Below are 21,282 nucleotides of genomic sequence, written 5' to 3'. Positions count from 1 at the left end.
CCCGTCAGTCGTTGCGTGCCGATCCCGCCTTCGCGGGGTCGGCACGCTGCGTTCGGGCCGCGAGATACGCGTCGAACGCCTCACGCGTCGTGTACCGCGGCGTGTAGCCGAAGACGTCCTTGAGCCGCTGGTTCGACAGGACCGGCCGGTACTGCAGGAATCCGACCCTTTCGGGGCCGTGCTCGGTGACGCCGAGGGCCCGGCCGATCCGCAGCGCCGCGGCCAGTACCCACGCGGGCAGTGTGAGCGTCGACTTGCCCATCGCGGCGGCGATCTCCGGCACGGTCATCGTGCCGTCGCCCGCGACATTGAACACGCCGACGCGATCGCCGGTGACCGCGAGCGCGAACACCTCGGCGACGTCGGTGTCCCACACGAACACGAACGGGCTCGCGCTGCCCTTCACGACAAGCAGTCGCGGCTTGTCGAACAGCGCGGTGATCTGGTTGTCGACGCGCTCGCCGAGGATCGTGCCGATACGGAAAACCACCTGCTCGAGTTGCGGCGAGTGGTTGCGGTACTCCGCGAGCATCTCCTCGACGAGACGCTTGTGCTTGCTGTAGGTGAACTCGTCGTTGCCGCGCACCTCGGCGCACTCGGTGATCGGGTCCGGATTGTCCTCGTGATAGCCGTACGCCGCGCCGGACGACGACACCACGATGCGGCGCGTGCCGTGCGCGGCACACGCCTCGAGCACGGTGCGCGCGCCGTCGACGTCGACGGCGTACTCCTGCTCGGGGGTCGTCCCGCGGCCGGGTGTGACGATCGATGCGAGGTGCACGACGACGTCGGGGCGGTGCTCCGCGAACAGCGCGTCGATTCCGTCCGCGTCCCGCACGTCCCCCACGACGTGTGTCACACCGGGTGCTGCGGCATCCGGAACCGCGAGATCGACGCCGACGACGTCCACCCCACGCCGCACGAGCGCGTCGACCACCGCACGCCCCAGGAACCCGTTCGCGCCCGTCACCAATGCTCGACCTGTCATGCCGTTGCCTCCGTTCGGATCCGACGACGGGACCATGCCGTCGCAAGGACGAGCCCCGCGACGATGTCCCAGATGCCCCACCAGCCCGCGACGATCGCCATGCCGCCGAGACCGTCGAAGAATGTGACCACGAGCCCGAGACCGAGACCCGCATTGCGCACGCCGACCTCGAACGACACGGCCCGCCTGCTGAACTCGGGCAGACCGGTCGCCCACCCGCACACGTAGCCGAGACCCAACGCCAGCGCGTCGTGCACGAACACCGCGAGCAACACGACGCCGATGTATCCGGCGAAGTACGACGCATTGCCTGCGAGCGCGGCGACGATGAACACGAGGAGCGCGACGAGCGCGCCGTTCTTGACCCACGGTTGGGCCTTGGCCGCCAATCCCGGTGCGCGGCGTGCAGTCCAGATGCCGAGCACGAACGGCAGCCCGATGATCAGCGCGATCTCGACGACCATCTGCGCAGCGTCGAGATCCACCGAGCGCAGCAGCGCATGAGTCTCGTCGCGTCTGCTGCCCCAGAACGCGAAGTTGAGCGGCAGCAGGAAGATCGACAACACGTTCGACACCGCGGTCATCGACACCGACAGGGCGACGTCGCCGCCCGCGCGGTGGGTCAGCACGTTCGAGATGTTGCCCGGCGGACAACACGCCACGAGGATCATGCCGAGCGCGACCGACGGCGCAGGATCGAGTATCACCGTGAGCGCGAACGTGATCGCGGGCAACAGCAGAAACTGGGCCGCGACGCCCACGGCCATCGCCTTGGGCCTGCGCAGCGCGCGACGGAAGTCGGCGACCGACGTGTCGAGCGCGATGCCGAGCATGATCGCCGCGAGCACGATGTCGAGTGCGATCAGCGAACCCGGCGAGAAGTTCAGCGTGACCGAGTCGACGTCGCCGCTCACGCGGGCCCCACCGGGATGCGCTCGGACCACGCACGCACCGCGCGCCGGTAGGCATTCTTCTCGACGTAGTACGCCATGCGCCGCAGCGTCACGTACCGGTAGCCGCCGGACAGATCGGGCGGCGGACCCGCTGCGGCACGAGCGAATTCCTTCGCCGCACCGGGAGCACGGGTCTGCGCGGCGATCACCTTCGCAACGAGCTCGGCCTGCTCGAATCTCCCCTGCCAGCCGAGTCCGGACGCCTCGACCATCCCCAGAACGAACAGATTCCGGTGGCGTGGGCTCGCGAGGTTGAGGAACAACGGAGGCGCGTCGCCGGTCCACGACAGATGCGCGCGGTCGAGGAAGGGATAGTCGAGGCGGTAACCCGTCGCGCTCACGACGATGTCGTACTCGGCGACCGCGCCGTCGACGAAGCGGACCTCGGCCCCTTCGAACCGCTCGATGTCGGCACGCACCCGGACATCGCCGTGCCCGAGATGGTGCAGGATCAGCGAGTTGACGACGGGATGGGACTCGTACAACCGGTGGTCGGGCGCGGGCAGACCGAAACGAGTCGGATCGCCGGTGAACTGCGCGAGCAGCAGCGCGTCGACCCGCTGTTTGATGCGCGGCGGCAGCGGTCGTCCCCGTGTCAGGGTGTCCGCGGGACGCCCGAACATGTATTTGGGCACGAAGTGGTAGCCGCGGCGCACGCTGAGGTCGACCGATGCCGCGTGATGCACGGCGTCGACGGCGATGTCGCAACCCGAGTTCCCCGCACCGATCACGAGGACCCGTTTGCCCGCGAAGAGAGTCGGGTCCTTGTACCGCGCGGTGTGCAGGAATTCGCCCGTGAACTCGCCCGCGAAGTCCGGCACGTGCGGTGTTGCGAGCGTGCCGTTCGCCGCGATCACGCCGGCGTACAGCGACGTGGTCTCGGTGCCCGCGTGGTCGCGCGTCGTGACCACCCACCCGTCGTCGGCCGGCTCGGCGCGCACGACGTCGGTGCCGAACCGGAAGCGCTCACGCAGGCCGAACTCGTCCGCGTACGCACGGAAGTAGTCGGCAAGCGCGGCGTGCCCCGGATAGTCCGGCACCGACTCGGCCATCGGGAACTCGGTGAACTGGGTCGTCGTCTTCGACGAGATCAGGTGCGCCGAGCGGTACACCGTGCTGCGCGGGTTGTCGATGTCCCACAGCCCCCCGACGTCGCTGTGGGATTCGAACCCGTCGAACGGCACTCCGTACCGGTCGAGGTTCCGGGCACCCGCGAGTCCGGACGGCCCGGCACCGATGAGCGCGTATCGTTCCCGCGTGTTTTCCTGCATGAACGTCAGCGTCGCAGGAAGCACGAATCGGGCCCCGCAAATGCAGGATAATTGCGCCATGAGTGCGCACGCGCCGGAGAAGTTCCGCGGGATAGACGAAATCGACCTGAGGATAATCAATGCCCTGCAATGGTCGCCGCGCTCCACATGGCTCGCCCTGTCGGACTCGCTCGGCCTCGACGCCGCGACGCTCGCACGCCGGTGGACGAGGCTCACCGACGCGAACCTCGCCTGGGTCACTCTGACACCGGGGGCGCGCGTGCTGGAGGAGGTGAGTACGACGCTCGTCGAACTCACATGCGCGCCGCACCGCACCGCCGACACCGTGCGCGCGTTGGCCGCGCTGCCCCACGCCGCGACGATCGAGGAGATCTCCGAGCCGGCCAGCCTACTCGTCACGACCGGCACCGACTCCTTCTCTCGCAGCGTCGAACTCGTCCGCGACACACTCACGCGGCTACCCGGCGTCGAGGCGATCCGCACCCATGTCGTCACGCGATGGTTCGCGCAGGGCGGCGCGTGGCGGCTGGACGCACTGGCCCCCGGCGAGGAACCGGACGCCTCCGCGCCGCACCCCCGCTCGGGTCGCCCCCTCACCCCCACCCGGATCACCCCGGACGATCGACGCGTACTCGCAGCGCTCGCCGCCGACGGCCGCACCCCGATGCGCGATCTCGCCCGCATCGCCGGCACCGGGCCGCAAGCCACCAAGCGTCGCCTCGACCGTCTCCTGAGCGCCCGGCTGGTCGGTTTTCGATGCGAGTTCGCGCGCCCCGCAGCGGGATTCAACGTCCTCGCCACACTGTGGTGCTCGGTGCCGCCCGCCCGACTGGACGACGCGGGTCGTGCGGCGGCGCGGATGCCGGAGGTGCGCAACGCTTTCGCGGTCGTCGCGAGCGCGAACCTGGTGGTGCAGGTGTGGCTGCACAGTCCGGGCGAACTGCCGGGCGTCGAAGCTCGACTGGCCGCCGACGTGCCGGGCCTCACGATCGTCGACCGTGCGATCAACCTGCGCCTGCACAAGTTGTTCGGCACCGTGCTCGACGAACACGGCCGACGTGTGGAGACGGTCGTCCCCGACGTGTGGACCGATCAGGGTATACCGCCGGACCCGGCGGTAGTGTCCGAGCCGGACCCGGCATCACCCGAGGAGGACTGACGCGCCGTCACGCGCGCAGGCGGGCTCCCACGGCACGCGCCGCCGCGTCGACGGCGGCGTCGCGCGCGGCGCTCGCCTCGTCCTCGGTGAGCGTACGGTCGCTGGCACGGAAGCGGAGCGCGAAAGCGAGCGACTTGTTGCCCTCGCCCACCTGATCGCCTTCGAAGACGTCGAACAATCGGACGTCCTCGAGCAGTGCGCCACCGCCCGACACGAGCGCATCGCGCACCGTCTCGGCCGCAACCTCGCGTGCCACCACGACAGCGACGTCCTGCAGCACCGCCGGGAAAGGCGACACCTGCGGCGCCGGATAGTTCTCGACGAGCGGCAGTGCGGTGAGGTCGATCTCGAACGCGCACGTGCGCGGAGGCAGTCCGGCCCGCTCGAGCACCGCGGGATGCAGTTCACCCGCGTAGCCGACGACCCGATCTCCCTGCAGAACCTCCGCACCGCGGCCCGGATGGAACGGCAGATGATCGACCGCGCGCAGTGCGACGCCAACTCCCGCCGCGTCGGCAACGGTGCGGACGGCGGCGAATGCGTCGGTCGCGTCCGCGTCGCGGCCGGGGCCCCACGGTCCACTCGGCTCACGCAGCCCCGTGAGCACACCCGCGACGCGTTGCGGCTGTGCGGGCAGCGACGCCTCGAGTTGCGCGATCTGTTCGTCGGTGGGCCTGCGGTCGACCGGAAGCGCGGGAACCGGCTTGGTGTCGGGACCGGGCAGAACGACCTGCGCGATGCCGAACAGCGACAGGTCGCGCTGGCCGCGGGACACATTGCGCTGCAGGATCTCCAGCATGCCGGGCAGCAGCGTGGTCGGCAGGTCCGGACGGTCCGCTTCGAGCGGGTTGAGCACCTTGGTGGTGTTCCGGCGTGGATCGTCTGCCGGCAGTCCCCACACGTCGAACACGTCGGCGGGCAGGAACTCCGGCGGCAGCACCTCGACGTATCCGCTGTAGGCGAGCGCGCGACCCACCGCGCGGGTGCGCTTCTGCCGGGGAGTGAGCCCCCGCCCGGGCGGGGCGGGTGGCAGCACCGACGGGATGCGCTCGAGCCCCTCGAGCCGTAGCACCTCCTCGACGAGGTCGGCCGGCTGCTCGAGATCGGGGCGCCACGACGGCGGCGTCGCGACGATCTCGCCGTGCCCGGAGGCGCTGACGCCGACCTCGACGGCGCACCCGATCTGGGTGAGTCTGCGCGCCGCCGTGCCGTTCGGGTACTCGACGCCCGCGACCCGGTCGGGAAGATCGATGTCCATGTGGACGGCGGGCCGCGCGGGTACGTCGCCGACGTCGGTGAGCAGAGGCTCGACACGGCCGCCCGCGATGTCGACGAGCAGCGACGCGGCGCGGTCGAGCGCGTGTGCGGCGAGCGCGGGATCGACCGTGCGCTCGAACCGCTTGCTCGCCTCGCTGCCGAGCTTGTGTCTGCGCGCGGTACGGAACACCGCGAGCGGGCTCCACGCGGCGGCCTCGAGCAGGACGTCGGTGGTGTCGGTCGCGACCTCGGTACTCGCACCGCCCATCACACCGGCGAGCGACACGGCTCCCGTGTCGTCGGCGATCACGACGTCCTCGGGATCGAGGGTGCGTTCGGTGTCGTCGAGAGTGACGAGGGTCTCCCCCCGCTGTGCGCGGCGGATGACGAGTTCCCCGGACACCTTGGCCGCGTCGAACGCGTGCAGCGGCTGCCCCAGTTCGAGCAGCACGTAGTTGGTGACGTCGACAGCGGGCGAGATGGGCCGCACCCCCGACAACAGCAGGCGGCGCTGCATCCACCACGGCGTCGTGGCCGCCGGGTCGATACCGGTCACTCGTCTCATCGCGAAGCGCGTCGCACCCGACTCCGGCTCGACCCGCACCGGCCACGCGTCGCCCTCGGCGGGCAGTGCGGGTACGAATGCGGGGTCGGCGAACTCGAGGTCGAAACCGTTGGCGAGTTCGCGCGTGAGCCCGCGCACCGAGAAGCAGTACCCGCGGTCGGGCGTGATGTTGAGCTCGATCACCGTGTCGTCGAGGCCGAGGAACTCGCGCGCGTCGGCGCCGGGCAGGCTCGAACCCGGTGCGAGCACGAGGATCCCGGAGTGATCGGAGCCGAGACCGAGTTCCGACACCGAGCAGATCATGCCGCGGGAGTACTTGCCGTAGGTCTTGCGTTCGGCGATCTCGAAGCCGCCCGGCAGCGTCGTACCCGGCAGGGCGACGACGACCAGATCGCCCTCCGCGAAGTTACGTGCGCCGCAGACGATTTCCTGCGGTTCCGGATTGCCGACGTCGACCTGACAGAAGCGGATGGGCTTCTTGAAGCCGGTGAGCTCCTCGATCGAGACGACCTTGCCGATCACGAGCGGCCCGTCGACGGCGGGGAGCGGATCGACCTCTTCGACCTCGAGCCCCACCCGGACGAAACCCTCGTCCAGTTCGGCCGCGGTGGTCTCCCAGTCGGGATTGGCCCGCTGCAGGACTTCGGTCAGCCAGGATTGCGCTACTCGCACGTCTGTTCAGCTCTTTCGTCTCGTCCGGATGCGTGGTGTCGGTGACGGCGCGGGTCAGCCCTGCACGCCGAACGGCAGGGTGAAACGCACATCGCCCTCGACGATGTCGCGCATGTCCGGGATGCCGTTGCGGAACTGGAGGGTGCGTTCGAGGCCCATGCCGAATGCGAAGCCCGAGTACTCGTCGGGGTCGACGCCGCACGCGACGAGGACCTTGGGGTTGACCATGCCGCAACCACCCCATTCGACCCACCCCGCGCCACCCTTCTTGCGCGGGAACCAGACGTCGACCTCCGCCGACGGTTCGGTGAACGGGAAGTAGTTCGGGCGCATGCGGGTGCGTGTCTCGGGCCCGAACAACGCCCGCGCGAACGCGTCGAGCGTGCCGCGCAGGTGGGCCATGGTGAGGCCCTTGTCGACGGCGAGCCCCTCGACCTGCGAGAACACCGGCGTGTGGGTCGCGTCGAGTTCGTCCGTGCGGAAGGTGCGCCCGGGGCACACGATGTAGATCGGGGGCTTGCGCTCGAGCATCGTGCGGACCTGCACCGGCGAGGTGTGGGTGCGCAGCACCTGACGCGAATCCTCGGGCGCGATGTGGAAGGTGTCCTGCATCGTGCGCGCCGGATGATCGGGCAGGAAGTTCAGTGCGTCGAAGTTGAAGTGCTCGGTCTCGACCTCGGGGCCTTCGGCGACCTCCCAGCCCATCGAGACGAACACGTCGGACACCTGTTCCGCGATGATCGTGATCGGGTGCCGCGCGCCGACGGGCTGACGCTGCGCGGGCAGTGTGACGTCGATCGCCTCGGACACGAGGACTGCGGCGTCGCGTTCGGCGGTGAGCACCGCGCGACGCGCGTCGTATGCGTCGGCGACGCGGGTGCGCGCGACGTTGACCCGCTTGCCCGCGTCCGCCTTCTCCGACTTCGGGAGCGTGCCGAGCGCGCGGCGGGCCAGGGCGATGGGCGACTTGTCGCCGATGTGGGCGATCTTGGCCTGCGCGAGCGCGTCGAGGTCGGCGGCGCCGTCGAATGCCTTCTCGGCCGACTCGGCGGCCGCCGTCAGTGCCGCATCGGTGAGCGCCTCGGCGCCGCCTGCGGTGTCGTCGGCGCTCTGCGCTGCCGTGTTGCCAGCGTGGTCCGCTGCCGTGTTGCCAGCGTGGTCCGCTGCCGTGTTGCTGTCAGCCACGTGCCGTGCCACTCCTTCACGTTCTTCGTGTGCCGGCCGCACGGGCCGGTGAGGTCGGCGCCCCGAAGGTCCATGTTATCGGCAGTCAGGACCCGTTTTCCGCGCGGGCGGCGCGGGCCTGCACGCGCGCACTCGAGTACAGGCAGATCGACGCGGCGGTCGCGAGGTTCAGGCTCTCGGCGCGGCCGCGGATGGGGATGCGCACGCGGTGGTCGGCACGTGCGGCGAGGTCGGGCGGCAATCCGTGCGCTTCGCTGCCGAACAGCCACGCGGTCGGCTGCGCGAGCAATTCGTCCGCGTCGTCGAGTTCGATCTCGCCGTCGACGGTCGTCGCCAGCACGGTGAACCCTGATCCGTGCAGAGCGTCGAGCACGGCGTCGACGTCGCGTTCGCGCACCACCGGAAGGTGGAACAGGCTGCCCGCGGACGAGCGCACGGCCTTGCCGTTGTGAGGGTCGACACTGTCGCCCGCGAAGACGATCCCATCAGCTCCGACCGCGTCGGAGACGCGGACGAGGGTGCCGGCGTTGCCGGGCTCGCCGACCCCGACGGGGACCGCGACGAGCCGGGCGCCGCGCGTGAGCGCATCCTCGACGGGGACGTCGACGACGTCGGCGACTGCGACGACCCCGGGGGGTGTGACCGTGTCACTGAGCGCCCGCGCGGCCTTGTCGGTGACCGTCGACACCCGCACGCCACGCTTCCGGGCCGCGGCGACGACGGCGGCATATCGCTGCGCCGCGTCGGCGGTGACGAACACGTCGTGGACGCGGGCATCGTGCAACGCCTCGGCGACGGCGTTCTCCCCCTCGACGAGGAAGCGGCCGGTCTTGCGGCGCTCGGCCCCGCGATGGAGCTTGACAGCGGAAACGACCCGTGGAGTGCGCTCGGTGAGCGCCTCCACGGGCCGTTCGGGATCCACGAGTTCGGGATCGGCTGTCGATCGCCGGGGCGACGACGAACTCAGGCCGCTTCTCCGGCCGGAGCGTTCACGTCGGCAGGCAGAGCTGCCTTCGCGACTGCGACGAGACCGGCGAACGCCGCGGCGTCGTTGACCGCGAGCTCTGCGAGGTTCTTGCGGTCGACCTCGACGCCCGCGAGCTTGAGGCCCTGGACGAGGCGGTTGTACGTGATGTCGTTCGCCCGCGCGGCGGCGTTGATGCGCGTGATCCACAGCTTGCGGAAGTCACCCTTGCGCGCGCGGCGGTCGCGGTAGGCGTAGGTGAGCGAGTGGAGCTGCTGCTCCTTCGCCTTGCGGTACAGGCGCGACCGCTGTCCGCGGTAGCCCTTCGATGCCTCGAGAGTCGAACGGCGCTTCTTCTGGGCGTTGACCGCCCTCTTTACGCGTGCCACTGGTAAATCCTGTCAGTCTCTGTGATCGGGGGGCCGAACGCTCGTGCGCGTGGGCCACGACCCGGTCGATGGTCGGGGAACGGTCGTCAGATGTCGAGCAGGCGCTTGATGCGGGGAACGTCCGCCTTCGCGACCTCGGTCTTGCCGTCGAGACGACGCGTGACCTTGGTGGGCTTGTGCTCGAGCAGGTGGCGGCGACCGGCCTTCTGGCGCAGGATCTTTCCGCTACCGGACACCTTGAATCGCTTCGCGGTGCCGCTGTGGGTCTTCGACTTGGGCATGAATCCTCGGTTCTCTGTCGTACCGGACTGGGTCCGGGTTGTGCATTCGGTCGGGCGTCAGCGGGTCGGTGCCTCGCCGGACGCCGGCTGCTGCGCCGTCGGCGACGGGCGCCGTGCAGATGCTGCCGCGGCAGCACCCTCCTGAGCCTTCGCACGGGTCTTGGCACCCTTGTGCGGCGCCAGGACCATGGTCATGTTGCGGCCGTCCTGCTTGGGAGCGGTCTCGATGAAGCCGAGGTCGGCGACGTCCGCGCCGAGACGCTGCAGCAGCCGGAAGCCCAACTCGGGGCGTGACTGCTCACGGCCACGGAACATGATCGTCACCTTGACCTTCGACCCGGCCTCGAGGAAACGCACGACATTGCGCTTCTTGGTCTCGTAGTCGTGGTCGTCGATCTTCGGCCGGAGCTTCTGCTCCTTGATGACGGTCTGCTGCTGGTTGCGGCGCGATTCGCGCGCCTTCTGCGCTGCCTCGTACTTGAACTTGCCGTAGTCCATGATCTTGGCGACCGGCGGACGGGCGTCGGGCGCGACCTCGACCAGGTCGAGATCGGCCTCGTTGGCCAAGCGGAGAGCATCCTCAACACGCACGATGCCAACCTGTTCGCCTCCGGGGCCCACCAGGCGGACCTCGGGGACGCGGATGCGCTCGTTGATGCGAGTCTCAGTGCTGATGGGGCCTCCTCGGTAGAGCGGTGCATGGTGACCGCCTGCAGCCCGCACTGCCCGGTTCCCGACAAGAAAGCCCCGTGGCGAGGAACTCACCCACGGGGCCCGATTGCCGACCGGTCGGCGTGACACCGGAACGAATGCCGGAAACTCACGCCCTCCCCGAGGACTCCCTCGGGGAAGAACCCGGCCCTGTCGAGCCGGGCGACCGGACCACCACGTCACTGAGGACTGTTGTTCCGCTCCAGGGGAACGGAATGTCCGGCGCGACGAGGGGTGGGAGTCGGACTCCACTTGCTGCCTTCGCAGATCACATCGCGTCCACACAGGGTGGACACAACACAGCGACCACGAAGACGGTCGTGACACGACGATACCACCGGATTCGGAGTTGCTGCCAATCGAGGCCGCCGAGTGCCCGCGGCACGGCCACCGGGCGCCACGCCCCCAGGTGGGGATGCCATTCTGGAGACCATGACAGACAAGCAGGACGCCGTACCCGGCGAGCACGCGCACGGCTCCGACGAGCAACCGCAGGGCACTCTCCCCGGCGAGGTCGACGTGCGCGAGCTTTCCGAGATCCCGGCGATCGAGGTCATCAGCCGGTCCGCCGTCATGCTGATGAGTTCGGCAGCCGAGAAGCTCGGACTCGCCGCGGACGATCCGCTCGCGAGCCCGCACTTCGACCTCGACGAGGCGCGACGCCTCATCACCGCCCTCGCGGGCCTGGTCACCGCGTCGGTCGAGTACCTCGGCCCGCACGCCGGCCCGATCCGCGAAGGCCTGCAGGCCTTGCAGCGAGCATTTCGCGAGTCCTCGGCGTACCCGGACGAACCCGGGCAAGGCCCTGGCGAGAAGTACACCGGCCCGGTCTACTGATCGACCGCGGGCGGCGGGCCGGCCGGGCTCGTTGCCTGCCGACCCGCCGCCCGGGCGTCAGCCGAGCGAACGCGTGAGTTGCTGCGCGAGCTTGCGCGTGAACGCCGCGGGGTCGTCGAGCTCACCGCCCTCCGCGATGAGGGCCATTCCGTACAGGAGTTCGGCGGTGTCGCGCAGCTCCGCATCGTCGGTCGACGCGCTGTGCGCCGATTCGAGCGCCTTGACCAGTTCGTGGTCGGGGTTGAGCTCGAGCGTGCGTTTGGTGACCGGCACCGGCTGCCCCGACGCCCGGTAGAGGCGCTCGAGGGTGGGCGACATGCTGAACGCGTCGCCGACGAGCACGGCGGGCGACGTGGTGAGCCGCGACGAGATCTTCACGTCCCGCACGTGATCGCCGAGAGCATCCCCGAGCCACGCGAGCAGGTCCGCGAACTGCTTCTCGCGCTCGTCGCGCTTCGCCTCCGAGTCCTCGTCCTCCGAGTCGTCGAGGTCGAACTCGCCCTTCGCGATCGACTGCAGCCGCTTGCCCTCGAACTCCGGCACCGCGTCGACCCACATCTCGTCGACCGGGTCGGTGAGCAGCAGCACCTCGAGCCCCTTGGCCGCGAACGCCTCCATGTGCGGCGAGTTCTCGATCTGCTGACGCGACTCGCCGGTCATGTAGTAGACGACATCCTGCCCCGGCTTCATACGCTCGACGTACTCGGCAAGACTCGTCCACCGTGCCGACTCGTCGGCGTCGTCGCCTCGATCAGTCGCAGTCGACTCGAAAGCCGAGATCGACAGGATCAGATCGCGATTGTCGGTGTCCGACAGCAGGCCCTCCTTGAGCGCCCGGCCGAACTGCGTCCACAACGTCCGGTACTTCTCCGGCTGCTCGGTGCGCAGGTCCTTGATCGTCGCGAGAACCTTCTTGGTGAGACGACGCCGGATCGCGCGGATCTGACGGTCCTGCTGGAGGATCTCGCGGGACACATTGAGCGACAGGTCCTGCGCATCCACGACGCCCTTGACGAACCGCAGGTACGGCGGGATCAGCTCTTCGCAGTCGTCCATGATGAACACGCGGCGCACGTACAGCTGGACGCCCACCTTCGCGTCCCGCATGAACAGGTCGAACGGCGCGACCGACGGCAGGAACAGCAGCGCCTGGTACTCGAACGTGCCCTCGGCCTTCATCGGAATGATCTCGAGCGGCTCGTCCCACGCGTGCGCGACATGCTTGTAGAACTCGTGGTACTCGTCGTCGGACACCTCGTCCCGCGGACGGGTCCACAGCGCCTTCATCGAGTTGAGCGTCTTGACCTCGACGGTCGTCTCGTCCTTCGCGTCCTCGCCCTCACCGACCGTGGTGGTGCGCTCGACCTGCATACGGATGGGCCACGCGATGAAGTCCGAATACTTCTTGACGATGTCCTCGAGCGTCCACTCGGACGTGTAGTCGCGGACGTGATCGTCCTCGTCGTTCGGCTTCAGATGCAGGGTGACGGACGTCCCCTGCGGAGCGTCGTCGACCTCCTCGATGGTGTACGTGTCCTCGCCGCTCGACTCCCAGCGGGTGGCCGTCTTCTCCCCTGCCTTGCGAGTGAGCAGGGTGACGGTGTCCGCGACCATGAAACTCGAGTAGAAGCCGATACCGAACTGTCCGATCAGTTCCTCTGCGGCAGCGGCACTCTCGGCGTTCTGCGCGGCACTGAGCGCACCGCGCAGCTGCGCAGTGCCCGACTTCGCGAGCGTGCCGATCAGGTCGACGACTTCGTCGCGGGTCATGCCGATGCCGTTGTCGCGCACGGTGAGCGTGCGGGCGTCGGCATCGGTGTCGAGTTCGATGTGCAGGTCCGACGTGTCGACGTCGAGATCCTTGTCGCGGAACGCCTCGAGCTTGAGTTTGTCGAGCGCGTCGGACGCATTCGACACGAGCTCGCGCAGGAACGTGTCCTTGTTCGAGTAGATCGAGTGGATCATCAGGTCCAGAAGCTGACGCGTCTCGGCCTGGAATTCGCGGTGTTCGACCTTCGTGCTCATTACTCCCGATCTCCGTGTGTGACGATCGGCGCGGACGCCCGGTGCCCGCGCGCATCGAGTCATGATAATTCCGGGGCCGACGGGCCGGAGCACGGCCGCAGCCGTGGCCGGCCCCTCCCCAGGGAAGCCCCGGCTATTTCAGTGCGGCTGCCTTGCGCGACGCCTTCTTGGCGGCGGCCTTCTTCGCCGCGGTTGCCTTTGCGCCCGCTGCGGTCTTTGCGCCCGCTGCGGTCTTTGCGCCCGCTGCGGTCTTGGTGCCCGCTGCAGTCTTGGCGCCGGCTGCCGTCTTCTTCGCGGTAGCCCGTGGGCGGGTCGAGCCGGACGCCGCCGTGGACGTCTTCGCCGGTGTCGCGTCGGACGCGAGGATCTCCCGTAGGAACTTGCCGGTGTAGCTTTCCGGCACTGCCGCGACGTCCTCCGGGGTGCCCTGCGCGACTACGGTGCCGCCGCCCGCGCCACCTTCGGGCCCCATGTCGACGATCCAGTCGGCGGTCTTGACGACGTCGAGGTTGTGCTCGATCACGATGACCGTGTTGCCCTTGTCGACGAGTCCGTTGAGAACCCCGAGCAGCTTGCGGATGTCCTCGAAGTGCAGGCCCGTCGTGGGCTCGTCGAGGATGTAGACCGAGCGCCCGTTGGTGCGCTTCTGCAGTTCGGCGGCCAGCTTGACGCGCTGCGCCTCGCCCCCCGACAGCGTGGTGGCCGGCTGCCCCAGGCGCACGTAGCCGAGACCGACCTCCACGAGGGTCTTGAGGTAGCGGTGGATCGACTGCACCGGCTCGAAGAACTCTGCGGCCTCGTCGATCGGCATGTCGAGCACCTCGGCAATGGTTTTGCCCTTGTAGTGCACCTCGAGCGTTTCGCGGTTGTAGCGCGCGCCCTGACAGACCTCGCACGGCACGTACACGTCGGGGAGAAAGTTCATCTCGATCTTGAGCGTGCCGTCGCCCGAGCACGCCTCGCATCGACCGCCCTTGACGTTGAACGAGAACCTGCCCGGCTGGTAGCCACGCACCTTCGCTTCGGTGGTGGCCGCGAACAGCGTGCGGATCTTGTCGAACACGCCCGTGTACGTCGCCGGATTCGAGCGCGGCGTGCGACCGATGGGCGACTGGTCGACCTGCACAAGCTTGTCGAGCTGGTCGAGACCGTTGACGCGTGTGTGCCGGCCCGGCACCTGCCGGGCGCCGTTGAGCTTGTTGGCCATGACGGTCGCGAGGATCTCGTTGACGAGGGTCGACTTGCCCGAGCCGGAAACGCCGGTGACCGCGGTGAGGACGCCGAGCGGGAAGCTCACGTCGATGCCGCGCAGATTGTTCTCGCGCGCACCCACCACGGTGACCTGGCGCTTGGGATCGTTCGGGCGACGCACCATCGGTGTCTCGATGACCGATCGACCCGCGAGGTACGCACCGGTGAGCGACTCTTCGTTCGCCAACAGCCCGTCGTACGAGCCGCTGTGCACGACCTTGCCGCCGTGCTCGCCGGCGAACGGGCCGATGTCGACGATCCAGTCGGCAGCCCGGATGGTGTCCTCGTCGTGTTCGACGACGATGAGTGTGTTGCCGAGATCCCTGAGCCGCGTGAGGGTTTCGATGAGCCGACGGTTGTCGCGCTGATGCAGACCGATCGACGGCTCGTCGAGCACGTACAGGACGCCGACCAGACCCGACCCGATCTGCGTCGCGAGTCGGATGCGCTGCGCCTCACCGCCGGAGAGCGTGCCCGCGGCACGCGCGAGCGACAGGTAGTCCAAGCCCCCGTCGAGCAGGAACCCGAGCCGTGCCTGCACCTCCTTGAGCACCTGCCCCGCGATGGCCTGCTCGCGCGAGCCGAGCACGAGCGTGCCCAGGAAGTCGGCACATTCGGCGATCGAGAGGTCGGCGACCTCGGCGATCGACTTGGCACCCATCCCGGTGCTGTCGACCGTGACGGCGAGGATCTCGGGGCGCAACCGGGCACCGCCGCATGCCGGGCACGGGACGTCGCGCATGTACCCCTCGTACCGGTCCTTCATCTGGTCGGACTCGGTCTGTTCGAGCCGCCGGTGGAGAAACGGCATGACGCCTTCGAAGTCGGCGTAGTACGAGCGGGTACGGCCGTACCGATTCTTGTAGCGCACGTGGACCTGGTCGGTGCTGCCGTTCAAGATCGCCTTGCGCGCCTTCGCCGGGAGCTTCGCGAACGGCGTGTCCATGTCGAAGCCGAGGATGTCGCCGAGGCCGGACAGCAGGCGGCCGAAGTACTCGGAGCTCTGCCCCATCGACCACGGTGCGATGGCTCCTTCGGCGAGTGTCTTGTCGGGATCGGGGACGACGAGATCGGGGTCGACCTCCTTGCGGATACCCAGGCCCGCGCACTCGGGGCATGCGCCGTAGGGCGAGTTGAACGAGAACGAGCGCGGCTCGAGCTCGTCCACGGACAACGGGTGCCCGTTGGGACATGCGAGACGCTCGGAGAAGCGGCGCTCGCGGTCGGGCGCGTTCTCGTCGCGATCGACGAAATCGAGCACGACGATGCCTTCCGCGAGGCGCAGCGCCGTTTCGATCGAATCGGTGAGCCGTTGCTTCGCTCCGGCCTTGACGGTGAGGCGGTCGACGACCACCTCGATGTCGTGCTTCTCCTGCTTCTTGAGCGTCGGCGGTTCGGTGAGCGGATACACGACGCCGTCGACACGCACACGCGAGTAGCCCTGGGTGTTGAGCTGTTCGAACAGGTCGACGAATTCGCCCTTGCGAGTGCGGACCACGGGCGCGAGCACCTGGAAACGCGTGCGCTCTTCCATCTCGAGCACCTGGTCGACGATCTGCTGCGGTGTCTGCCGGGCGATCTTCTCGCCGCACACCGGACAGTGCGGGGTGCCCGCGCGTGCGAACAGCAGACGCAGGTAGTCGTACACCTCGGTGATCGTGCCCACCGTGGAGCGCGGATTGCGGTTGGTGGACTTCTGGTCGATCGACACCGCGGGAGACAGACCTTCGATGAAGTCGACGTCGGGCTTGTCCATCTGGCCCAGGAACTGACGCGCGTACGCCGACAGCGATTCGACGTAACGACGTTGCCCTTCGGCGAAGATCGTGTCGAACGCGAGGCTCGACTTGCCCGAACCGGACAGCCCCGTGAAGACGATCAGGCTGTCGCGGGGCAGATCGACGTCGACCCCTCGCAGGTTGTGCTCGCGAGCACCTCGCACGATCAGACGATCGGCCACTCCGTGTCCCTTCATGTTCTCTGTCCCCGGGCCGTGTTCTCGTGCCCCCGGCTTCGGCCACGGGGATGCCCGGACTCGAGCACCCGGACCGTCCAGCAGCCGGCGCACTCACAGTCCATGCTATTCCGCCGCACCGACATGCTCGGCTCGAGAGTGACGAGCGACATGACCGGAAACCGGCGGTAACCTGCGCACCATGACCCAGCAGCCCGTCGTGATCGACGACTCCTACACCGGCCACGTGACCTCGGGCGGCGACGCAACGCGCCGCACCCTCGACGACGCGAGCATCGTGAAGATGTCGGTCGGCCCCATGGACAACAACGTGTACGTGGTCGTGTGTTCCGCGACCGGCAAGTCGGTCCTGATCGACGCCGCGAACGATGCCGAACGGATCCTGGCCCTCGTCGACGAGCACGTCCCCGAACTCGACCGGGTCGTCACGACGCATCAGCACGGGGACCACTGGCTCGCACTCGACGCCGTGACGTCGGCCACCGGCGTGCGCACGTCGGCACATCCGCTGGACGCGCCCGCCCTTCCGGTCCGGCCCGACAGCCTCCTCGAGGACGGCGACGTCCTCGAGATCGGCGACCTGCGGTTCGAGGTCATCCATCTCAGCGGCCACACGCCTGGCTCGATCGCACTCGCGCTCACCGACCCGGCGGGGCGCACACACCTCTTCACAGGCGATTCGCTGTTCCCGGGCGGCGTCGGCAAGACCGCAGGTCCGGCCGAGTTCACGTCATTGCTGGGCGACGTCGAGCGCAAACTCTTCGACCGCTACGGCGACGACACCGTCGTCTACCCCGGCCACGGCGACGACACCACACTCGGCGCGGAGCGTCCGCATCTCGGCGAATGGCGCGCACGCGGCTGGTGATTCCATCCAACCCAAGACGGCGGCGAGTCTGGATAGGCTGAGATCACGCACCGAACACCTTGGGAGGCTTCATGCTCGTACGACGTATCGCCCGTCCCCTACTCGGCTCGATCTTCGTGTTCAGCGGTGTCGACGCACTCCGTGATCCGGCAGGGCGCGCATCGGTCGCATCGCCCTGGATCGACAAGACGACGGGCGCGCTCCCCGATTCCGTGACCGACCCGGTGCCGACCGACGCGGAGACTCTCGTGCGCGTCAACGGCGCGGTCCAGGTCGCCGGTGGCGTCATGCTGTCGCTCGGCAAGTTCCCGCGCCTGTCGTCGACGGTGCTCGCCGGCAGCCTCGTGCCGACGACGCTCGCAGCACACGACTTCTGGGCGAAGGACGATCCGGCCGAGCGGTCGATGCAGCGCACGCAATTCCTCAAGAACCTCGGGTTGCTCGGCGGACTGCTCTTGGCCGCCGTCGACACCGAGGGCAAGCCGTCCCTCGGCTGGCGTGGGCGCCGTGCCGCACGGCGCGCACAGGAAGCCGTGACGTCGGCGCTGCCGTCGTCAGGGCAGAAGTCGGGCCAGAGCGCGACCCTCGACGCAGCCGCCGAGCGCGCACAGGCGCTCGGCGAGGTTGCATCGGACAAGGGTGGCGCCTTCCTGGAGGTCGCCCGCGAGCGAGGCACCGAACTCGCGAAGACCGCCCGTGGCCGGGGTGCCGAGATCGCGGAACTCGCGCGCGAGCGTGGTGCCGAACTCGGCGAAGTCGCCCGCGACCGTGGTGCCGAATGGGGCGAGCTCGCCCGCGACCGTGGTGCCGAATGGGGCGAGCTCGCCCGCGAGCGAGGCAGCGAACTGAGCGACGTCGCGAAGGACCGGGCCCCCGAGCTCGCGGACACGGTGCGCGGCCGCACCGCCGATTTCGCCGCACGCGCCGCCGCGCAGCGTGAGGAGCTCGAGAAGAAGGCCCGCAAGAACGCGAAGAAGGCGGAGAAGTCACGCGCCGAGTTGCGTCGCTGAGCACGCGGCGGGGCACCCCGAGGCCCGCGGCACACGCGTCACCAGCGCGTCTGCCGCGGGCCTTTCTACGGACTAGACTCGTCGGGCACTTTTCCCGCACCTGCAACTAGGAGTACCCGTGCCCTCAGCGGACTCGTCGCGTCCTGCAACCTCGAATGCCGACCTCGAGGCCGAGCAGGAGTACGTGACGATGCTCTACGGCCGCCTCGACGAACTCCGCGCGTACGCGGCCGACCGTCTGCGGCGCGTACTTCTCGAATCCGGCGGCACCCCTCAGGCGCGCAGCGAGCGCGAGTCGTTCAGCCAGCTCTACAGCGACGATCTCACGAAGTACGACGCCGCCGAGAACGGCCTGTGCTTCGGCCGCATCGACGTCGCACCGGACGAGTCCGACGGATCGACCGAGACGGACGCGGACGCGACACGTCACATCGGGCGCATCGGCATCCTCGACGAGACCGGCGACTACGAGACGCTGCTGCTCGACTGGCGCGCTCCCCTCGCTCGCCCGTTCTACCTCGCGACGACGGCACAGCCCGACGGGGTCACGCGCAGGCGGCACATCCGCAGCCGTTCACGCACCGTCACCGCGGTCAACGACGAGTACCTGGATCTCGCCGCCGCCGAGGCCGCGGGCGTCGTCGCCGCCTCCGACGGTGTGGCAGGCGAGAGCGCATTGCTGTCGGCACTCAACGCTGCGCGCACCGGACACATGAACGACATCGTCGAGACGATCCAGTCCGAACAGGACGCGATCATCCGTTCCGAACACAAGAGCGTCCTCGTGGTGCAGGGCGGGCCGGGCACCGGCAAGACGGCCGTCGCGCTGCACCGTGCCGCGTACCTGCTGTACACCTACCGCAAGCAGCTCGACCGCGCAGGCGTGCTCATCATCGGCCCGAATTCGACCTTCCTCGACTACATCGGTCAGGTGCTGCCCTCGCTCGGCGAGACCGGCGTGCTGCTGTCCACCATCGGCGACCTGTACCCGGGGGTGCGTGCTACCCGCACGGATTCGCTCGAGGGCGGGGAGCTCAAAGGCTCACTCTCGATGCTCGACGTCGTGAAGAAGGCCGTCCGCGACCGCCAGGAACTGCCGTCCGAGCCCGTCACTCTCACCTTCGACACGTACGACCTCACGCTCGACCGCAAGACCGTGTCGAAGGCCCGCGGGCGTGCCCGGTCGTCGCGCCGCCCACACAATCTCGCGCGGCCGATCTTCGTGACCGCCGTGGTCGACGCGCTCGCCGACCAACTCGCGGGCATCATCGGCGCCAACGTGGTCGGCGAGGGAAACCTGTTGAGCCGCCAGGACATCGCCGATATCCGCGACGAGATGCGCGAGGACCCCGAGATCATCCGCGCGACCGAGGAGTTGTGGCCCGAGCTGACGCCGCAGCAAGTACTCGCCGACCTGTGGTCGAGTCCCGAACGGCTCGCGTCGGCAGCACCCGACCTCACCGACGAGCAGCGTGCGGCGCTGGGCCGGGACGGCCAGGGCTTCGGCCCGGCCGACGCCCCGCTGCTCGACGAACTCGCCGAGTTGCTGGGCATCGACGACTCGGCGGAGGAAGAGGCGCGCCGACGGCGCTGGCACCAGCAGATCGAGGACGCACGAGGCGCGCTCGACATCCTGACCGGCTCGGCGTCACAGGAATTCGAGGACGAGCTCGACTCCGAGATCCTGGCCGCGTACGACGTCATCGACGCCGAGCAGCTCGCCGAGCGGCAGAACGTCGGCCGCGCACTCACGACCGCCGAGCGCGCCGCGGGCGACCGTACCTGGACCTACGGGCACGTGATCGTCGACGAAGCGCAGGAACTGTCCGCGATGGCGTGGCGGATGCTGATGCGACGCATCCCGAATCGGTGGATGACTCTCGTCGGCGACACGGCACAGACCGGCGATCCCGCGGGCACGACGTCGTGGAGCGAGATCCTCGAGCCGTACGTCGCGCAGCGTTGGAAACGCACCGAGCTGACCGTCAACTACCGAACGCCGTCCGAGATCATGGCCGTCGCACACGATGTCCTCGCCGCGATCGATTCGTCGCAGGCGTTGCCACGCTCGGTGCGCGAGTCCGGATTCCCACCGTGGTCGATGCGCGTCGAACCCGCCGGATTGCACGCGGCGACCGCGGCCGCGGTCGCCGACGAGACCGGTCCCGGCACGGTCGCCGTCCTCGTCCCCGCCGCGCTGGTGGACGAGTTCTCCGATCTCGCGACCGACGACGTCGGCGTACTCACGGTGCACGACGCGAAGGGACTCGAATTCGACGCGGTGTTCGTCGTCGAACCGGGCATCATCGTGAGCGATTCGCCGCGGGGACTGAACGACCTCTACGTCGCGCTCACGCGCGCCACCCAGCGTCTCGGTGTGTTGCACACCTCCGAACTCCCGGAGGTGCTGGGCGCACTCGCGCCGCGCGCACAAGGGGACGCACGGCAGTGATGCGCTCGTGACGTCCGGCGGGTAGCTTTCGCGTCGACCCGCACAGCGATCGACGAAGGAGAGGGAGGGAAGTGCAGGCCAGCGGACGCGTCGTACTCGGGGTGGCGGTCGCGGCGTTCGCGGCGGCGGGAGTCGCCGGGTGCGGCGACGAGCTGCCGTCGGACGCCGGTGCCGCGGCATCCACTCCGCCGGTCACGTCGGCTGCGCAGGCACCGGCCGATCCCCGACTCGCCGACTACCGCCACGCGCTCGAACAGGCGGGTGTCGGATCGGCGCCACCGGACGGCACCCTCACGGCGATGGCCGCGGGCATCTGCGCCCAGCTGGCGGACGGAGCCGATCCCGCGGCGGTCGCGGATGCACTCGGCTCGTGGGGCGAGTGGGGGTCGGACGGAAGCGCACTGTCGCCCGCCGCGATTCGCACGGTGTACGTGGACGCGGCGGGCGACGTGTACTGCTGACGGCGACC

17 protein-coding genes are annotated in these 21,282 nt (G+C 69.0%); 6 read left to right on the top strand and 11 right to left on the bottom strand.

The window, feature by feature from the left end; translation table 11 throughout:
- Positions 1-4: 4 nt before the first annotated feature.
- The 3 genes from HCA44_RS09790 to HCA44_RS09780 are packed head-to-tail and all read right to left on the bottom strand — an operon-like array spanning position 5 to position 3,212.
- Positions 5-988 (bottom strand): NAD-dependent epimerase/dehydratase family protein, encoded by a 984-nt coding sequence (locus HCA44_RS09790; protein ID WP_169648349.1) that lies wholly within the window; start codon positions 986-988, stop codon positions 5-7.
- Positions 985-1,902, bottom strand: a complete 918-nt coding sequence (locus HCA44_RS09785; protein ID WP_169648348.1) for a bile acid:sodium symporter family protein — start codon at positions 1,900-1,902, stop codon at positions 985-987. Before HCA44_RS09785 ends, HCA44_RS09790 begins: the two co-directional genes overlap by 4 nt.
- On the bottom strand, positions 1,899-3,212 hold the full coding sequence (locus HCA44_RS09780; RefSeq protein WP_169648347.1) for an NAD(P)-binding domain-containing protein: 1,314 nt from the start codon (positions 3,210-3,212) through the stop codon (positions 1,899-1,901). The genes HCA44_RS09785 and HCA44_RS09780 overlap by 4 nt, the downstream gene beginning before the upstream one ends.
- A 58-nt stretch (positions 3,213-3,270) precedes the next feature.
- Between HCA44_RS09780 and HCA44_RS09775 the strand changes: the two genes are divergently transcribed.
- Positions 3,271-4,371, top strand: coding sequence for an Lrp/AsnC family transcriptional regulator (locus tag HCA44_RS09775; RefSeq protein ID WP_169648346.1), 1,101 nt, complete (start codon positions 3,271-3,273; stop codon positions 4,369-4,371).
- A gap of 7 nt (positions 4,372-4,378) precedes the next feature.
- Here HCA44_RS09775 and pheT read toward each other — a convergent pair whose 3' ends face one another.
- From pheT to infC, 6 genes are all read right to left on the bottom strand, one after another.
- Entirely contained in the window at positions 4,379-6,865 is a 2,487-nt protein-coding gene (gene pheT / locus HCA44_RS09770; protein WP_169648345.1) for a phenylalanine--tRNA ligase subunit beta, read from the bottom strand.
- 54 nt (positions 6,866-6,919) lie between these two features.
- Positions 6,920-7,927: a phenylalanine--tRNA ligase subunit alpha gene (pheS, locus tag HCA44_RS09765; RefSeq protein WP_206037972.1), complete on the bottom strand. Its 1,008-nt coding sequence runs from the start codon at positions 7,925-7,927 to the stop codon at positions 6,920-6,922.
- 208 nt (positions 7,928-8,135) lie between these two features.
- A complete protein-coding gene (locus HCA44_RS09760; RefSeq protein WP_169648387.1) occupies positions 8,136-8,954 on the bottom strand; it encodes an RNA methyltransferase in 819 nt (272 codons plus the stop codon).
- 59 nt (positions 8,955-9,013) lie between these two features.
- Positions 9,014-9,403 (bottom strand): 50S ribosomal protein L20, encoded by a 390-nt coding sequence (rplT, locus tag HCA44_RS09755; protein ID WP_169648343.1) that lies wholly within the window; start codon positions 9,401-9,403, stop codon positions 9,014-9,016.
- 86 nt (positions 9,404-9,489) lie between these two features.
- Positions 9,490-9,684 carry a 50S ribosomal protein L35 gene (gene rpmI / locus HCA44_RS09750; protein ID WP_169648342.1) on the bottom strand — a complete coding sequence of 65 codons (195 nt, stop codon included), beginning with the start codon at positions 9,682-9,684 and terminating at the stop codon, positions 9,490-9,492.
- Between the two features lie 57 nt (positions 9,685-9,741).
- Positions 9,742-10,407, bottom strand: a complete 666-nt coding sequence (gene infC, locus HCA44_RS09745) for a translation initiation factor IF-3 (RefSeq protein ID WP_169648341.1) — start codon at positions 10,405-10,407, stop codon at positions 9,742-9,744.
- 420 nt (positions 10,408-10,827) lie between these two features.
- Between infC and HCA44_RS09740 the strand changes: the two genes are divergently transcribed.
- Positions 10,828-11,232, top strand: coding sequence for a DUF1844 domain-containing protein (locus HCA44_RS09740; protein ID WP_240945405.1), 405 nt, complete (start codon positions 10,828-10,830; stop codon positions 11,230-11,232).
- Positions 11,233-11,289: 57 nt separating this feature from the next.
- Here HCA44_RS09740 and htpG read toward each other — a convergent pair whose 3' ends face one another.
- Positions 11,290-13,257 carry a molecular chaperone HtpG gene (gene htpG / locus HCA44_RS09735; protein ID WP_169648340.1) on the bottom strand — a complete coding sequence of 656 codons (1,968 nt, stop codon included), beginning with the start codon at positions 13,255-13,257 and terminating at the stop codon, positions 11,290-11,292.
- Positions 13,258-13,390: 133 nt separating this feature from the next.
- The gene (gene uvrA / locus HCA44_RS09730; protein WP_346764657.1) at positions 13,391-16,468 is read right to left on the bottom strand and encodes an excinuclease ABC subunit UvrA; all 3,078 of its coding nucleotides are present in this window, start codon (positions 16,466-16,468) and stop codon (positions 13,391-13,393) included.
- A 196-nt stretch (positions 16,469-16,664) separates the two neighbouring features.
- Between uvrA and HCA44_RS09725 the strand changes: the two genes are divergently transcribed.
- The 4 genes from HCA44_RS09725 (at position 16,665) to HCA44_RS09710 (ending at position 21,274) form a co-directional block, all read left to right on the top strand.
- Positions 16,665-17,351, top strand: a complete 687-nt coding sequence (locus HCA44_RS09725) for an MBL fold metallo-hydrolase (RefSeq protein ID WP_169648338.1) — start codon at positions 16,665-16,667, stop codon at positions 17,349-17,351.
- A gap of 71 nt (positions 17,352-17,422) precedes the next feature.
- Positions 17,423-18,361: a DoxX family protein gene (locus HCA44_RS09720; protein WP_169648337.1), complete on the top strand. Its 939-nt coding sequence runs from the start codon at positions 17,423-17,425 to the stop codon at positions 18,359-18,361.
- Between the two features lie 190 nt (positions 18,362-18,551).
- Positions 18,552-20,813 (top strand): ATP-binding domain-containing protein, encoded by a 2,262-nt coding sequence (locus HCA44_RS09715; protein WP_169648385.1) that lies wholly within the window; start codon positions 18,552-18,554, stop codon positions 20,811-20,813.
- A 71-nt stretch (positions 20,814-20,884) separates the two neighbouring features.
- A complete protein-coding gene (locus tag HCA44_RS09710) occupies positions 20,885-21,274 on the top strand; it encodes a DUF732 domain-containing protein (RefSeq protein WP_169648336.1) in 390 nt (129 codons plus the stop codon).
- Positions 21,275-21,282: the final 8 nt, after the last annotated feature.

The sequence above is a fragment of the Rhodococcus sp. HNM0569 genome (assembly GCF_012726205.1).
Taxonomy (GTDB): Bacteria; Actinomycetota; Actinomycetes; order Mycobacteriales; family Mycobacteriaceae; genus Rhodococcus_F.
This window is presented reverse-complemented; position numbering and strand designations above follow the sequence as displayed.

Coding starts and splice junctions, on each gene's coding strand:
- HCA44_RS09790 (WP_169648349.1), bottom strand. CDS start 988: ATGACAGGTCGAGCATTGGTGACGGGCGCGAACGGGTTCCTGGGGCGT.
- HCA44_RS09780 (WP_169648347.1), bottom strand. CDS start 3,212: ATGCAGGAAAACACGCGGGAACGATACGCGCTCATCGGTGCCGGGCCG.
- HCA44_RS09775 (WP_169648346.1), top strand. CDS start 3,271: ATGAGTGCGCACGCGCCGGAGAAGTTCCGCGGGATAGACGAAATCGAC.
- rpmI (WP_169648342.1), bottom strand. CDS start 9,684: ATGCCCAAGTCGAAGACCCACAGCGGCACCGCGAAGCGATTCAAGGTG.
- HCA44_RS09740 (WP_240945405.1), top strand. CDS start 10,828: ATGACAGACAAGCAGGACGCCGTACCCGGCGAGCACGCGCACGGCTCC.
- htpG (WP_169648340.1), bottom strand. CDS start 13,257: ATGAGCACGAAGGTCGAACACCGCGAATTCCAGGCCGAGACGCGTCAG.
- HCA44_RS09725 (WP_169648338.1), top strand. CDS start 16,665: ATGACCCAGCAGCCCGTCGTGATCGACGACTCCTACACCGGCCACGTG.
- HCA44_RS09720 (WP_169648337.1), top strand. CDS start 17,423: ATGCTCGTACGACGTATCGCCCGTCCCCTACTCGGCTCGATCTTCGTG.
- HCA44_RS09715 (WP_169648385.1), top strand. CDS start 18,552: ATGCTCTACGGCCGCCTCGACGAACTCCGCGCGTACGCGGCCGACCGT.